General features: G+C 23.9%; 19 protein-coding genes. 9 read left to right on the top strand and 10 right to left on the bottom strand.

Annotated elements, in window-relative coordinates; all coding sequences use genetic code 4:
• Positions 1 to 51: 51 nt before the first annotated feature.
• The 4 genes from AAHM95_RS05340 to AAHM95_RS05325 all read left to right on the top strand — a co-directional run bounded on the left by AAHM95_RS05340 (position 52) and on the right by AAHM95_RS05325 (position 6,569).
• Complete coding sequence (locus AAHM95_RS05340; RefSeq protein ID WP_281749630.1) at positions 52 to 1,290, top strand: IS256 family transposase; 1,239 nt, start codon at positions 52 to 54, stop codon at positions 1,288 to 1,290.
• A 322-nt stretch (positions 1,291 to 1,612) separates the two neighbouring features.
• A complete protein-coding gene (locus tag AAHM95_RS05335; RefSeq protein WP_342274318.1) occupies positions 1,613 to 2,212 on the top strand; it encodes a hypothetical protein in 600 nt (199 codons plus the stop codon).
• Between the two features lie 82 nt (positions 2,213 to 2,294).
• Positions 2,295 to 5,252, top strand: coding sequence for an AAA family ATPase (locus AAHM95_RS05330; protein ID WP_342274317.1), 2,958 nt, complete (start codon positions 2,295 to 2,297; stop codon positions 5,250 to 5,252).
• Between the two features lie 72 nt (positions 5,253 to 5,324).
• A complete protein-coding gene (locus tag AAHM95_RS05325) occupies positions 5,325 to 6,569 on the top strand; it encodes an SIR2 family protein (RefSeq protein ID WP_342274316.1) in 1,245 nt (414 codons plus the stop codon).
• Here AAHM95_RS05325 and AAHM95_RS05320 read toward each other — a convergent pair.
• Positions 6,525 to 6,626 (bottom strand): IS3 family transposase, encoded by a 102-nt coding sequence (locus AAHM95_RS05320; protein ID WP_425289629.1) that lies wholly within the window; start codon positions 6,624 to 6,626, stop codon positions 6,525 to 6,527. The two genes, AAHM95_RS05325 and AAHM95_RS05320, sit on opposite strands and share 45 nt — an antisense overlap.
• A 102-nt stretch (positions 6,627 to 6,728) precedes the next feature.
• On the opposite strand from AAHM95_RS05320, the gene AAHM95_RS05315 reads away from it, so the two are divergent.
• A protein-coding gene (locus AAHM95_RS05315; RefSeq protein ID WP_338975281.1) for an IS3 family transposase occupies positions 6,729 to 7,846 on the top strand; the annotation gives its coding sequence in 2 pieces (ribosomal slippage) (positions 6,729 to 6,999 and positions 6,999 to 7,846; 1,119 coding nt in all).
• Here the strand turns inward: AAHM95_RS05315 and AAHM95_RS05310 are convergent.
• The 9 genes from AAHM95_RS05310 to AAHM95_RS05270 all read right to left on the bottom strand — a co-directional run bounded on the left by AAHM95_RS05310 (position 7,802) and on the right by AAHM95_RS05270 (position 11,003).
• Positions 7,802 to 8,338 (bottom strand): hypothetical protein, encoded by a 537-nt coding sequence (locus AAHM95_RS05310; RefSeq protein ID WP_342274315.1) that lies wholly within the window; start codon positions 8,336 to 8,338, stop codon positions 7,802 to 7,804. The genes AAHM95_RS05315 and AAHM95_RS05310 overlap by 45 nt on opposite strands.
• A gap of 2 nt (positions 8,339 to 8,340) precedes the next feature.
• Positions 8,341 to 8,538 carry a hypothetical protein gene (locus tag AAHM95_RS05305; protein ID WP_338961342.1) on the bottom strand — a complete coding sequence of 66 codons (198 nt, stop codon included), beginning with the start codon at positions 8,536 to 8,538 and terminating at the stop codon, positions 8,341 to 8,343.
• Positions 8,531 to 8,785, bottom strand: a complete 255-nt coding sequence (locus tag AAHM95_RS05300) for a hypothetical protein (RefSeq protein WP_342274314.1) — start codon at positions 8,783 to 8,785, stop codon at positions 8,531 to 8,533. The genes AAHM95_RS05305 and AAHM95_RS05300 overlap by 8 nt, the downstream gene beginning before the upstream one ends.
• Positions 8,786 to 8,899: 114 nt before the next feature.
• Positions 8,900 to 9,253: a hypothetical protein gene (locus AAHM95_RS05295; protein WP_342274313.1), complete on the bottom strand. Its 354-nt coding sequence runs from the start codon at positions 9,251 to 9,253 to the stop codon at positions 8,900 to 8,902.
• Positions 9,253 to 9,414: a hypothetical protein gene (locus tag AAHM95_RS05290; protein WP_342274312.1), complete on the bottom strand. Its 162-nt coding sequence runs from the start codon at positions 9,412 to 9,414 to the stop codon at positions 9,253 to 9,255. Before AAHM95_RS05290 ends, AAHM95_RS05295 begins: the two co-directional genes overlap by 1 nt.
• A 3-nt stretch (positions 9,415 to 9,417) precedes the next feature.
• Positions 9,418 to 9,711, bottom strand: coding sequence for a hypothetical protein (locus AAHM95_RS05285; protein WP_342274311.1), 294 nt, complete (start codon positions 9,709 to 9,711; stop codon positions 9,418 to 9,420).
• A complete protein-coding gene (locus tag AAHM95_RS05280; RefSeq protein WP_342274310.1) occupies positions 9,665 to 10,138 on the bottom strand; it encodes a hypothetical protein in 474 nt (157 codons plus the stop codon). The genes AAHM95_RS05285 and AAHM95_RS05280 overlap by 47 nt, the downstream gene beginning before the upstream one ends.
• Before the next feature lie 8 nt (positions 10,139 to 10,146).
• Complete coding sequence (locus AAHM95_RS05275) at positions 10,147 to 10,350, bottom strand: hypothetical protein (protein WP_281748672.1); 204 nt, start codon at positions 10,348 to 10,350, stop codon at positions 10,147 to 10,149.
• A gap of 134 nt (positions 10,351 to 10,484) precedes the next feature.
• On the bottom strand, positions 10,485 to 11,003 hold the full coding sequence (locus tag AAHM95_RS05270; protein WP_342274309.1) for a hypothetical protein: 519 nt from the start codon (positions 11,001 to 11,003) through the stop codon (positions 10,485 to 10,487).
• A 481-nt stretch (positions 11,004 to 11,484) separates the two neighbouring features.
• Here AAHM95_RS05270 and AAHM95_RS05265 point away from each other — a divergent pair.
• The 4 genes from AAHM95_RS05265 (at position 11,485) to AAHM95_RS05250 (ending at position 15,497) form a co-directional block, all read left to right on the top strand.
• A protein-coding gene (locus AAHM95_RS05265) for an IS3 family transposase (protein WP_338975281.1) occupies positions 11,485 to 12,602 on the top strand; the annotation gives its coding sequence in 2 pieces (ribosomal slippage) (positions 11,485 to 11,755 and positions 11,755 to 12,602; 1,119 coding nt in all).
• 34 nt (positions 12,603 to 12,636) lie between these two features.
• Positions 12,637 to 13,754 (top strand): IS3 family transposase gene (locus tag AAHM95_RS05260; RefSeq protein ID WP_338975281.1). Its coding sequence is split into 2 segments (ribosomal slippage): positions 12,637 to 12,907 and positions 12,907 to 13,754, totalling 1,119 coding nucleotides; the frame shifts between segments, so codons are not numbered across the junction.
• Positions 13,755 to 13,766: 12 nt separating this feature from the next.
• Positions 13,767 to 14,162, top strand: a complete 396-nt coding sequence (locus tag AAHM95_RS05255) for a hypothetical protein (RefSeq protein ID WP_342274308.1) — start codon at positions 13,767 to 13,769, stop codon at positions 14,160 to 14,162.
• Positions 14,163 to 14,258: 96 nt separating this feature from the next.
• Positions 14,259 to 15,497 carry an IS256 family transposase gene (locus AAHM95_RS05250; protein ID WP_281749630.1) on the top strand — a complete coding sequence of 413 codons (1,239 nt, stop codon included), beginning with the start codon at positions 14,259 to 14,261 and terminating at the stop codon, positions 15,495 to 15,497.
• Positions 15,498 to 15,745 lie beyond the last annotated feature (248 nt).

Raw genomic sequence — 15,745 nt, 5'->3', positions numbered from 1 at the left:
TTAATTAATTCTAGTAAATATAATTAAATGACTAGAAAGAGTGAGTTACAGATGGCTAAAAAAGATAACTTTAATAATAATGATCCAATATCAAAAGCAGTAGATTTATTACTAGAAAATACTGAAGATTTAACAACAGTTTTTAAACCTGGTGGTTTATATAAAGAATTAACAAAAAGATTAGTTGAAAAAATGTTGAATTCTGAAATGCAAAATTATTTAGGATATGAAAAAAATCAACATAGTACTACTGAAAATGCTCGTAATGGTACAAGTTCAAAAAAATTAATAACTCAACAAGGTAAAATTGAAATTGATGTACCAAGAGATCGCAATAGTAATTTTACTCCTGTAATAGTTCCTAAAAGGCAAAGAAGATTTGATGGTTTTGATCAACAAGTTCTTTCCTTGTATGCAAAAGGAATGACATTATCTGACATTAGAATGCAGTTGCAAGAGTTATATCATGGTGCTGATATTAGTGAAAGTGTTATTAGTCAAATTACTGATGATGTTATTGATGATGTTAAAGCATGACAAAATCGACCATTAGAAAGTATTTATCCTATTGTTTATTTTGATTGTATAGTAGTTAAAGTACGACAAGATAAACGGATTATTAACAAATCAGTTTATATAGCATTAGGAGTTGATTTAGAAGGCAAAAAAGATGTTTTAGGATTATGAATTAGTGAAAATGAAGGTTCTAAGTTTTGATTATCTAATTTCACAGAAATGAAAAATCGTGGCTTAAATGATATTCTTATTGCTTGTAGTGATAATTTAACAGGCATGTCAGAAGCAATACAATCAGTTTATCCTAAAACAGAACATCAATTATGCATTGTTCATCAAATTAGAAATAGTTTAAAATATGTTTCATACAAACATCGAAAAGGTCTAGTTGCAGATTTAAAACCAATTTATAGTGCATGTAGTGAAGAACAAGCAATGCAAGCTTTAGAATCGTTTGAAAGTAAATGAAATAAACAATATCCTCAAATTACTAAATCTTGATATAAAAATTGAGATAATTTAATGGTTTTTATTAGTTATCCAGTAGAAATCAAAAGAGTGATTTATACTACAAATGCTATTGAATCTGTTAATAGTCAATTACGAAAAATCATCAGAAATAAAAAAGTTTTTCCTAATGATATGGCAGTTTTCAAAATATTTTACTTGGCAATTGAAAATATAACAAAAAAATGAACATTGCCTATTCAAAATTGAAATACAGCAATTGCTCATTTTATGATAAAATTTGAAGACAGAATTAATCTAAATTAGTAACTTTGTAAAACAAAGATACACAGATTATTAAAAAGCCTCAAATTTAATTAATACTTTTTTTGTTAAATTAGCAAAAAAATTGTTATTATTATATTTATTAAATATGATTTTGTTTTTCGAAGAGGAATAATTTGTGTTTTTATTATATAAGCAAAAATTTAAAGATTGAAGATTTTTATATAAATTATTAAGCTGTATATTCATTTTTATTTTATCAATATTGACTATCATCTTTTCTGTATTTACTGAATTTTGATATGTTAATAGTACTAATAAAGATAATTTTTATAATTCTATAGTATTACAAAACTTTGATATAATGTTATCATTTTGGTCTTCTCAAACAATATTTATTGTTAATATTTGGTTTTTATTTTCTTTAATTTATCATCAAAAAGAGCAGACAAATAGATTCACTAATATTTATAGTCAAATTAATTTAACAATATACATAACTATTACTGTCCTTATTTTTTGAGTGGGGATATTTATTGATAGTGTTTCAAAGTTAGATTTAGAACTTAATTGATTTTGAAAATTGAATAATTTATCTTTATTTTGTTCCTTTTTAGATCATTTAGTATCACCAATATTGATGATTACTTTTTTAATTTTAACTTTTAAAAAAAATAAATTTAATATCAATATTAAAAAACAATTTATATTAGTAGTTATTTATCTAACTTATATTTATATTAGAGCCAGCATTTTACAAACAAATGATGTTAAAAATTTTATTTATCCTTATAATATTCTCAACTTTAATTATTCAATTATTGGAATTCCATTATGAATTAATAGTATCTTAGTTATAATGTTAATTATTAGTACTATTATTAGTACTACATTATTTTATTTGTGAATTAATAAATTTTATTATAAAACAATTAAAGAACAAATAATAATGCAAATAAAGTAATATTTCTGCTAAATCTTAGCAATAAATATTAAACTGATTCATGGTAAAATATAAATATATATTTTAAAATAGGTGAGGTAAGATGGCATTCTTAAAAAGAATTGAAGCATATGGTTTTAAGTCATTTGCAGAGCCTTTAACAATAGAATTTGATACTAATATTGTAGGTATTGTTGGTCCTAATGGTTCTGGAAAGTCTAATATTAATGATGCTATTCGTTGAGTTTTAGGTGAACAATCAGTTAAATCATTACGTGGTGAAAATAGTGAAGATATAATTTTTAATGGTGCTAAAGGTAAACAGCCATTAAATAGTGCTCAAGTTACTTTAGTTTTTGATAATACTAATAAAATATTTAAAGTTGATTTTAATGAAGTACAAATTACTAGAAAAACTTTTCGTAATAGTTCAGAAAATGAATATTACATTAATAAAGCTCGTGTTCGTTTAAAAGATGTACAAGAAATTATTATGGGTACAGGTTTAGCTAAAGGTTCACTTGCAATTATTAGTCAAGGTAATGTTTCAAAATTTGCTGATTCTAAACCAGAAGAAAGAAGAACTTTATTTGAAGAGGCTGCGGGTGTTTCAAAATACAAAAAGAGGAAAGAAGAGTCATTACGTAAATTAGAGCGTACTAATGAAAATTTAGTTCGAGTTAATGATATTATTAGTGAAATAAGTAGAAAAATTGAACCATTAGCAAAACAAGCACAGAAAGCTAAAACTTATGTTGAATTACGTGATAATTTAAAAAAATATGAAATTACTATTATTGTTAAAGATTTGGAGACATATCATAATCAATTAAAACTTACAACAGTCAGTATAAATGATAATGAAATTTTACAACAACAACTTAATTTAAATATTAGTAAGAATGAACAACAATTAAAATTTTTAAAAAACAAAAGTTATGATTTAGATAAAAACATTAATAGTTTAGAAATGAATTTATCTAATGTTAATAGTTTATTGCAAGTTTTAGAACAACAAAAATCATTAATGAAAACAAAACAAAGTGAAATAAAAGATCAAACAGAAGTTGAAAAATTAAAAAATGAAATTGAAACTTTGCTTACTATTATTGAACAAAAAACTTTTTTACAAAAAAAAGAACAAGAAAATTTTGATAAAATTAATAATTTATTTGAAGAACTAAATGTTCAACATCAAGATTTAATTTTAGGACAAAATAATATTCATCGTGGTTTAGGCGAAAAAAAAGCACAATTAGAATCGGTAATTAATTATCAACAACGACAAAATCAAAAATATTTGGGTGTTCAAACAATTTTAAATAATAAAGATAAACTATATGGCATCATTGGAGTAGTGAGTGATTTAATTTCGGTGCCCGATCTTTATAGTGAAGCGATTGTTAAAGTATTGGGTAATACTTTAAAAAACATTGTTACGGCGACTAACAAAGATGCAACCAAGGCTGTTGAATTTTTAAAACAAAATAAAGCGGGAATTGCCACTTTTTTACCTTTAAATTCAATTCAAGTTCGAACAGCGACTAAAGAAGATGAAATTATTGTTAATAGCAAATCGGGTTATTTAAGTTTTGCTCATCATTTAGTTACAGCAGTTGATAATAGAATTCAGCCGATTATTAATTTTCTTTTAGGTCGTACTATTATTTGTGAAGACTTAGAAAGCGCAAGAGTTATTTCACAATTAATTGCTGCTAAATATCAATGTGTAACTTTAGATGGTCAATTAATTAAAGCTGGAGGTGCTATTGTTGGAGGTTATCAACATCAAAATAGTATTAATGTTTTTAAAGAAAAGTTAATAGTTTCTGAATTAAAAGAAGAAATTAAATCATTAGAACAACAATTAGTTAATATAAATGTCCAAAGAACAAGTATTGAAAGCGAATTAAATAATTATCAAGGTCAAAAGTTGACAATTACTTTAACAATAAATAAATTGATTAGTGAAATTAGTGATATCACTAATCAATCACAATTATTAACTACTCAATATCAAACATTGACTGGTAAAAAATTAGATATTGATACTACAAATCAATTAAATGATATTTTTATTCAATATGAAAATTCTAAATATGATCAAGCGACAATAAAAAGTCAATTACAATTAATTCGTAAACAGAAACATCAATTATTAGAACAAATGCAAACTTTAGAAAATGAATTATATAGTTTAAATCAAGAACATTTTATGACTAGTGATAAATTAAATAATCAAAAACTTGAGCAAGTAAAAATGGAGTCAAAAGTAGAACAACATTTAAGACGTTTAGTTGAAACTTATAATTTAACTTATGAATATGCTAGAGAACATTATAGTGAACCATTAGCAGATGAACAACAAGCACGTAATTTGGTACAACAATTACGTAGTGAGATTGAAGATTTAGGATTTGTAAATATTAATGCTATTGAAGAATTTGAAAATGAAAATGAACGTTATTTACGTTTAAAAACTAAACATGATGAATTGCAATTAGCATCACAATCGTTGTTAACAGCTATTGATGAAATGGATAATGTTATGGTAACGCAATTTGATGAAACAATAAAAGCTATTAATATGGTATTGCCCGAAACATTTCAAACTTTATTTGGTGGAGGAACTTGTAGTTTACGATATACATCACCTGATGATATTTTAAATACAGGTGTGGAAGTGCTTGCTAATCCTCCTGGTAAAAGAATTAGTAATTTAAACTTATTATCAGGTGGTGAAAAATCATTAGTTGCATTAGCAGTATTATTTGCTATTTTAAAAGTCAAGCCATTGCCATTGACAATATTAGATGAGGTTGAAGCGCCATTGGATCCAGCTAATTTAGAACGTTTTGCTAGATATGTTCGTAGTTTTTCACAATATACGCAATTTATTATTGTTACTCATCGTCCAGGCACAATGGAAAATTGTGATGTATTATATGGGACAACTATGCAAAATCAAGGAATTACGAAAATGGTAGCCATTAAATTAGCAGATGCTAAAAAAATTATTGAAAGCGATAAATCAGTGAAAAATGTTAATTATGTTGTTTAATTAAAAAGGTAGTAATAACTACTTTTTTATGTTAAATTTAAATTAATCTATAATAGAAAGATGCAAAATTAAATGGCAGATTCAAAAGATTGTTTAGACAAAAATGTAGAAGAAAACATTAAGTTTATTAGTTCAAAAATAATTGAAAAGAAAACAATATTATTTTTAGGAGCAGGTTTTTCTGCAAATTTTGGTTTTCCTTTATGAAAAGAATTATTAATTTCTATTATTGAAAAAATAGAGAATGAATTTCAAGATTTAGATGATTATTATAAAAAAGAACTTAAGAATTTGAAGAGTATGGTTCAAAATAACTTTGATCTTTCAAGAGTTTTGGATAATTTAAAGAGTTTATTAGATACAAAAGAGAAAAAAGACAGTGCAAGTGCTTTTTTTATAGAAGAATATAGTAGTAAACTTGATATAGAAAAAAAGGAAATTGATAGTGAAAAAAAAGAAATTTTAGAATTAATAAATAATAATTTTGATAAAATAATTACTACAAATTATGATAATATTTTTGCTTGAAATAAATTAGAAAATCCTAAACAATATATAAAAAATTGAATTAATAGTATTGAAGAATTAAATGATAAAGTATATCCAATTCATTGTTCAATAACTGGAATTAATGAAAAATCAAATGAAACAAGTGAACATAAAGTTAATAATTTGAATAAAAAAGGTAAAAAAATAGAATTTATAGATACTTATAAAAGTTTTATTGAGAATTGAATTATTGAAAATTTTACAGAATCATTTAAAAAAATAATAGAAGATGCAGTAAATCAAAATTATACATTTATTTTTTTAGGTTATAGTTTTGAAGATCAGTTTGTAGCCAATAGTTTGGCGACTTTTATTTTAGAAAAAGCAAAAGTTAAAACATGAGAGAATGAAAATTTTGTTGTATTATTTAATGACTATGAAAAACAAAAAAATAAATGTGATTGTTGTGATAAGTGTAAAGTTAATGTTCCAGTGGTATTGTCCACTAAATACGTTAAATGTGACAAGAAGCCACCATTAGATTCTAAACTTTATGGAATAAAGTATATTGAATTTAGTAAGATTTTTAATAGTGAAGAATGTATAAATTTATTTGAAGTTATTAAAAAATTTTTAAATTATATTAAAGAATATGCAAACATATATGATTTATTAAATGAAATAGATTTAGTTTTTAATCATGAAGTTATTAATGAATCAAAAAACTTTAATTTTGAAGAGTATTTTAAATCAGACAAAATGGAATGGCAACCCTTTTTAGGACTATTTTTTGGTAGACATTTGTTTTTGATAACTAATTGGAGTTAGGTAGTTTAGAGTACTGTGAATTCTTATGTTGTTATATCAATTGATGTAATCAAATAATTCTAATTTTAATTGGATTAATGATGTGGATGGGTTACACTTTATTGGACACTAATTACATAGACAAGTGAACAAATTAGTTAAAAGAAAGGAATTATAATTATGGTCACTATTAACTCATATTCAGATGAATTTAAAAAACAAATAGTAGCTTTATATCAAAGTGGCAAATCAGTATCTTGCCTTGTTAAAGAATACAATGTTACAAGAGCAGCTACTTACAATTGAATTAAGCAATTTACTAATTCAGGTAGTTTTAAAACTAAAGATAATCTTTCAGATTTAGAAAAACAATTAATTCAAGCAAATAAAGAATTAAAACAGTTACGAATGGAAATTGATATTTTAAAGCAAGCAGCACTAATAATAGGCAGAAAGTAGAGATTATTGCAAATAATAAATCTAAATATAAAATTCGCACAATGTGTCATTTTTTAAAACTCTCTAAATCAACATATTATTTTAATTTAAAGAAAAAAAATAAAATTCAAAATAATATTTATGAACAAGCTGTTATTAGTGCTTTTAAAGAAAATAAAGAAGTTTATGGTACTAGAAGATTAAAAGTCATACTAGCAAACCAAGAAATTTATTTATCACGCAGAAAAATTAAAGAAATTATGAATAAGCATAATTTAATATCAAAATACACTAAATTATCATTCAAAAATTATCATAATAAAGTCAATGATAGTCAAATAACCAATCTTGTTAATAGAAACTTTAATAATAGAATTAAAAATGAAGTTATTGTTAGTGATTTAACTTATGTTCAAGTTAATGGTAAATGAAACTATATTTGCCTATTAATCGACCTATTTAACCGCGAAATTATTGGACATAGTGTTGGAGTTAAAAAAGATGCATCATTAGTATATCAAGCATTTATGCAATCAAATCACTGTTTAAAAGATATTGAAATATTTCATACTGATCGCGGTAATGAATTCAATAATAAAACTATTGATAAGCTTTTATTAGCTTTCAACATAACTCGATCTTTAAGCAAAAAAGGATGTCCTTATGACAATGCTGTTGCTGAAGCAACTTTTAAAACTTTCAAAATTGAATTTATTAATGATAAAAATTTTACATCATTAATCCAATTAAAATTAGAATTATTTGATTACATCAATTGATATAACAACATAAGAATTCACAGTACTCTAAACTACCTAACTCCAATTAGTTATCAAAAACAAATGTCTACCAAAAAATAGTCCTAAAAAGGGTTGCCATTCCACAAATTTATTAGGTATTAACTCAGTTAATCCACTAATAAGATTTGAAATACCATAAGCATTTAATGAAATATATGTATCTCAATCCATTAATGACTGATGTTCTTGTTTATCTAATAGTAATCATGGAGGACCCTCAGTTGTAGTTGTAGTAGTTATTGGAGTTGGTGTTGTTGGAATAATAGGATTAATATTATTTTCTGTTCATTTACTATAATTTGCTAAACCAATTGTTCCTAATCCTAATAATATTTTTTTACTACTATTAGTTAATTTAGTTTTAGTATTTGGTATTTGATTTAAATTTCAAATATCTAAACCTAATTTTTTACCAAATAATAAACTATTAATTGAACCTAATACTGGATTACTTATTACTTGACCATAATAAGCACTTGTACCAATCATTGCACAAATTGGACTTATACCAGTTCTAATTAATTTAGTTAAAGTATAATTATTTGTTTCCATTTTTATTCTCCTTTAATTTGTTTTAAATCATTTAATAGTTCTATAAATTTATTCATGTATTCTGAATAATAATCAATCATTAAATAATTATCATTTCAATTAAACATTACACATGTGTCACTTGTACAAAATTCAACATTATCAATAAAAAATAATTTTTCATCTACATTTCATTTAATTAAAAATTCACGTTTAGTCATGGTTATTCTCTTTTTTTTCTAATTTTTTAATTGTTACTTTAATTCAACCTTGATAAACATCATTATCACCAACTATTAATGCAACATTACTTTCTGGGTCAGAAACAATTATGTGTTTTGATTTAACATTTGGGTATTGTCTTAAAATAATTGCTCTAATATCATTACTTGTATGAACTGCTTTTGGAAATGGTGATAATATTTCAATTTCATCTTTATTTTCAAATAAAGTAGGTAATATAATCATTAGTTAAATTCTCCTCTTTCTATTTACAGTGTTCACATGCGTTGCATATTTTTTCACAAGTAAATAAATCATGTTTTTTTATCACATAGACAACAATCTTCACAGCATACTTCTTTATTCATTATCAAATTCACCTTTTTTAATATTTTCATCTCATAAAGATATAAAATTTAATTTTCCTTGAGCATATCCGTGTCAATAATCATCATTTATTTCATTGGTATTTTTAATAATTCATTCATACTCATTTTTTAAATATTTAATTAATTTTTCTTTACTAATACAATTTTTATGTCTTGATTTATTAATTTCATCAACTTTATTTCTATGTTCTTTACAATATGCTCTACCATATTCATCAAATTGCTCTTCTGTCATATTTTCACATTGTATTTGTTCAAAATGTTCATCATGTGGTGGTATTAAACTAGTAAATTTAGTAGTTTGAGTAAATGTACATCTATTCATTATTTTTTCTCCTTATTTTCAATTTGATTAGCAATTTTATTTAATATTTTTAATACTTTATATTCATTTTTTAATTCTTTAATAATAAATATTAAAAATATTATTAGTGTTATACTTGTTATTAATATTGGTACTATTAATAAAATTTTTCATAATATCATTTTTTACTCTTTTCATTTTTTAAATCATTTAACATTAATTGAACAAAATGCACGATTTTTAGGAATATTTAAAGTATTAAAAATTTGACCAGTTACAATAATTTCATCGTTTTTGTTTAATAAAATACATCGATTATAAAATTTTGGGTTGTTAAAAATTAAAGTAACATAGTTTAATCCATTTCATTGACCACGAACACTATAATATAATCCTTTATTACCTTTTTCGTAATATTTTGCTTCAATAGTGTTACTCAGTTTTACTGTTAATTTGACATAATTGGTTTTCTCTTTCATTTTTATAATTCCTTAAATAATATTGAATGTGCTTATATGCATCATGTTCATGTTTTGTAAATTTTATATTTCCTTTATAATTTTCTATTTTAGTTTTATTTTTTGGTTCGCTTTCTTGAAAATCTCAATTCATAACGTCTTCTACTAATACCATTAATGCACCAATCATTTTAGGAGTTGCTAATGGATTAGTTAATAATTGTTTTGAATTTAAAAAGAAATTTTCTACAATAACTAGTATTTTTTTATTATCAGAATGTTTTTTAATTAATAAAAAGTATTTTTTATACAAATTTTTACTTTCTAAAACTGTTTTAGTTTTGAATGTTTCATTAAAAACAATATTATTAGTTTCATTTGAATATATAACAATTCCATTATTACCAATTCCAGCGGGGTCAATTCCAATAATTAAATCATATTGCATTAATTAAGTTAACCTCTAATAACTGTTTTAATAATTTCTAAATCACAATTACATCAACAATATTTACATTCTTCAATAAATTCTTTATGACCACAAACTAAATTATCTTTTTTTAAATCATCAATCAGTTTAATTAGTCCTATTTTAAATTCAATATCATCACTGTCTGGTATGCAAATCGTTCCTCTTTTAGTTAAATATTCTTTATCCATATTTATACCTCCTACTTAACCTAATATTTAAAATACAGTCATAACAAATCGCTTTACTATTTTTATCTCTTAAAAAATATTTTCTTGTTTTTATATCATTAGTATTAAAGAATAAATAATCTAATTTATTTTGTTTACATGTTCAACAAAAATACTTTTTCATTATGAGTTGAAATTTCCTTATAAGAAGTAACTATATAATTAGTTGGTAAATCATCATGTTTATATGGATTATTTATTTTAAAACCTTTTCTGTTTTCTTCTCACGTAATGTTATATTTAAAACAAGGATTAGTAATTTTAGTTTTGTTATCAGTTATTTCACCCATAAATCAACTATTATGCTGTTCATAAAATGTTAGTGGTTCAAGTTTTATATCATTAAGATAATATTCTTTTGGAGCAGTTGGTTTATTAACAGTTATTTTTTGTTCAGAAATATATGGTTCTAATAATTTTATTAATTCATTACCGCTTAATTCTCTTTTAATATTTTCTAAATTAAAAACTCAATATGTGTAACTGTTATCAACAGTAAAAGAATTATTTTTAATCATTCATTTTGGAAGTGATAATTTATATTCAACATAATCAATAAGAATAGATTGTGGTTTATCTTTAATAATTTGTTCTTTTTTAAATTCTATTTGCATAATAATCCTTTCCTAATATGTCCTGTTGCTTCTAGCATAAAGGACATATATTTTGATTTTTAGATTATTAATAATACTATTATTAGTTTTATTCATTCCAGCAATTCTGGGCTCAAAAATAAATTATGAAATTTTAAAAAACATTGAGGCATTCGATTCAATATTTATTTAATTTGTGTTAAACAAATTAATATTTTAATTGAACCGGCACCGCTCAATTTTTTTTACAAGTTTGAAATTTATTTTCTCGCCCAAAAAAATTTTTCAAAAAAAAATAAAAAATAAAACCAACACTTGCTCACTTGGTAGTGGCAAGGTTGGTTAAATAAAGAATAGAATTAATATAGTAGGTTCCCTAAGCAGGTCTATATATACTAGTTTCCAATTCGCTCCCACCCCAAGAATTGGATGGGTTACACTTTATTGGACACTAATTACATAGACAAGTGAACAAATTAGTTAAAAGAAAGGAATTATAATTATGGTCACTATTAACTCATATTCAGATGAATTTAAAAAACAAATAGTAGCTTTATATCAAAGTGGCAAATCAGTATCTTGCCTTGTTAAAGAATACAATGTTACAAGAGCAGCTACTTACAATTGAATTAAGCAATTTACTAATTCAGGTAGTTTTAAAACTAAAGATAATCTTTCAGATTTAGAAAAACAATTAATTCAAGCAAATAAAGAATTAAAACAGTTACGAATGGAAATTGATATTTTAAAGCAAGCAGCACTAATAATAGGCAGAAAGTAGAGATTATTGCAAATAATAAATCTAAATATAAAATTCGCACAATGTGTCATTTTTTAAAACTCTCTAAATCAACATATTATTTTAATTTAAAGAAAAAAAATAAAATTCAAAATAATATTTATGAACAAGCTGTTATTAGTGCTTTTAAAGAAAATAAAGAAGTTTATGGTACTAGAAGATTAAAAGTCATACTAGCAAACCAAGAAATTTATTTATCACGCAGAAAAATTAAAGAAATTATGAATAAGCATAATTTAATATCAAAATACACTAAATTATCATTCAAAAATTATCATAATAAAGTCAATGATAGTCAAATAACCAATCTTGTTAATAGAAACTTTAATAATAGAATTAAAAATGAAGTTATTGTTAGTGATTTAACTTATGTTCAAGTTAATGGTAAATGAAACTATATTTGCCTATTAATCGACCTATTTAACCGCGAAATTATTGGACATAGTGTTGGAGTTAAAAAAGATGCATCATTAGTATATCAAGCATTTATGCAATCAAATCACTGTTTAAAAGATATTGAAATATTTCATACTGATCGCGGTAATGAATTCAATAATAAAACTATTGATAAACTTTTATTAGCTTTCAACATAACTCGATCTTTAAGCAAAAAAGGATGTCCTTATGACAATGCTGTTGCTGAAGCAACCTTTAAAACTTTCAAAATTGAATTTATTAATGATAAAAATTTTACATCATTAATCCAATTAAAATTAGAATTATTTGATTACATCAATTGATATAACAACATAAGAATTCACAGTACTCTAAACTACCTAACTCCAATTAGTTATCAAAAACAAATGTCTACCAAAAAATAGTCCTAAAAAGGGTTGCCATTCCAGAATTATAATTATGGTCACTATTAACTCATATTCAGATGAATTTAAAAAACAAATAGTAGCTTTATATCAAAGTGGCAAATCAGTATCTTGCCTTGTTAAAGAATACAATGTTACAAGAGCAGCTACTTACAATTGAATTAAGCAATTTACTAATTCAGGTAGTTTTAAAACTAAAGATAATCTTTCAGATTTAGAAAAACAATTAATTCAAGCAAATAAAGAATTAAAACAGTTACGAATGGAAATTGATATTTTAAAGCAAGCAGCACTAATAATAGGCAGAAAGTAGAGATTATTGCAAATAATAAATCTAAATATAAAATTCGCACAATGTGTCATTTTTTAAAACTCTCTAAATCAACATATTATTTTAATTTAAAGAAAAAAAATAAAATTCAAAATAATATTTATGAACAAGCTGTTATTAGTGCTTTTAAAGAAAATAAAGAAGTTTATGGTACTAGAAGATTAAAAGTCATACTAGCAAACCAAGAAATTTATTTATCACGCAGAAAAATTAAAGAAATTATGAATAAGCATAATTTAATATCAAAATACACTAAATTATCATTCAAAAATTATCATAATAAAGTCAATGATAGTCAAATAACCAATCTTGTTAATAGAAACTTTAATAATAGAATTAAAAATGAAGTTATTGTTAGTGATTTAACTTATGTTCAAGTTAATGGTAAATGAAACTATATTTGCCTATTAATCGACCTATTTAACCGCGAAATTATTGGACATAGTGTTGGAGTTAAAAAAGATGCATCATTAGTATATCAAGCATTTATGCAATCAAATCACTGTTTAAAAGATATTGAAATATTTCATACTGATCGCGGTAATGAATTCAATAATAAAACTATTGATAAACTTTTATTAGCTTTCAACATAACTCGATCTTTAAGCAAAAAAGGATGTCCTTATGACAATGCTGTTGCTGAAGCAACCTTTAAAACTTTCAAAATTGAATTTATTAATGATAAAAATTTTACATCATTAATCCAATTAAAATTAGAATTATTTGATTACATCAATTGATATAACAACATAAGAATTCACAGTACTCTAAACTACCTAACTCCAATTAGTTATCAAAAACAAATGTCTACCAAAAAATAGTCCTAAAAAGGGTTGCCATTCCAAATCACTTGATTTACCAAAAAACAAATACCTGCATTTTTTTGACCATATCAAATACAAGCATTTACTGAAAAACAAATTAGTTCATTTACTGAAGAACAAATTCAAGCACTAACACAAGAACAAATTCAAGCACTCACAAGTCTACAAATACAAGCACTCACAAGTCTACAAATACAAGCACTCACACAAGAACAAATCAAAAACTTTTGATTATGACAAATAAAATCATTTACACAAGAACAAATTCAAGCATTTGAATGATGACAAATCAAAGCACTCACACAAAAACAAATACAAGCACTCACACAAGAACAAATTACTTGATTTACATCTGAACAAATTAAAAATTCACCACAACTTTTATTAAGAAAAGAAGAAATTTAAAAGGAAATGTTTAGTAATCTGTGTAACTTACAAAAATAACTATGTTTAATTAATTCTAGTAAATATAATTAAATGACTAGAAAGAGTGAGTTACAGATGGCTAAAAAAGATAACTTTAATAATAATGATCCAATATCAAAAGCAGTAGATTTATTACTAGAAAATACTGAAGATTTAACAACAGTTTTTAAACCTGGCGGTTTATATAAAGAATTAACAAAAAGATTAGTTGAAAAAATGTTGAATTCTGAGATGCAAAATTATTTAGGATATGAAAAAAATCAACATAGTACTACTGAAAATGCTCGTAATGGTACAAGTTCAAAAAAATTAATAACTCAACAAGGTAAAATTGAAATTGATGTACCAAGAGATCGCAATAGTAATTTTACTCCTGTAATAGTTCCTAAAAGGCAAAGAAGATTTGATGGTTTTGATCAACAAGTTCTTTCCTTGTATGCAAAAGGAATGACATTATCTGACATTAGAATGCAGTTGCAAGAGTTATATCATGGTGCTGATATTAGTGAAAGTGTTATTAGTCAAATTACTGATGATGTTATTGATGATGTTAAAGCATGACAAAATCGACCATTAGAAAGTATTTATCCCATTGTTTATTTTGATTGTATAGTAGTTAAAGTACGACAAGATAAACGGATTATTAACAAATCAGTTTATATAGCATTAGGAGTTGATTTAGAAGGCAAAAAAGATGTTTTAGGATTATGAATTAGTGAAAATGAAGGTTCTAAGTTTTGATTATCTAATTTCACAGAAATGAAAAATCGTGGCTTAAATGATATTCTTATTGCTTGTAGTGATAATTTAACAGGCATGTCAGAAGCAATACAATCAGTTTATCCTAAAACAGAACATCAATTATGCATTGTTCATCAAATTAGAAATAGTTTAAAATATGTTTCATACAAACATCGAAAAGGTCTAGTTGCAGATTTAAAACCAATTTATAGTGCATGTAGTGAAGAACAAGCAATGCAAGCTTTAGAATCGTTTGAAAGTAAATGAAATAAACAATATCCTCAAATTACTAAATCTTGATATAAAAATTGAGATAATTTAATGGTTTTTATTAGTTATCCAGTAGAAATCAAAAGAGTGATTTATACTACAAATGCTATTGAATCTGTTAATAGTCAATTACGAAAAATCATCAGAAATAAAAAAGTTTTTCCTAATGATATGGCAGTTTTCAAAATATTTTACTTGGCAATTGAAAATATAACAAAAAAATGAACATTGCCTATTCAAAATTGAAATACAGCAATTGCTCATTTTATGATAAAATTTGAAGACAGAATTAATCTAAATTAGTAACTTTGTAAAACAAAAATACACAGATTATTAAAAAGCCTCAATTAAAACTTTTAATTCAAAAGAAATAAATAACTATTATTTAAATAATAAAACTTTAAACAGTAAAATTAAAAATAATGAAAAAATATTATAGAAATTATTATAGGAAATAAGGCTTACAATAAGGCTTATTTCCTATAAGTTCTTATGGTTTTAATAACATAATTTTATTTTTCTTATATTTAACTAAACTCAAATTTCCAATT

This window comes from Spiroplasma endosymbiont of Phycita roborella (genome assembly GCF_964031195.1).
GTDB lineage: Bacteria > Bacillota_I > Bacilli_A > Mycoplasmatales > VBWQ01 > Spiroplasma_E > Spiroplasma_E ixodetis_A.
Note: the sequence above shows the minus strand (reverse complement) of the source record. Positions and strands in the feature narration are given on the sequence as shown.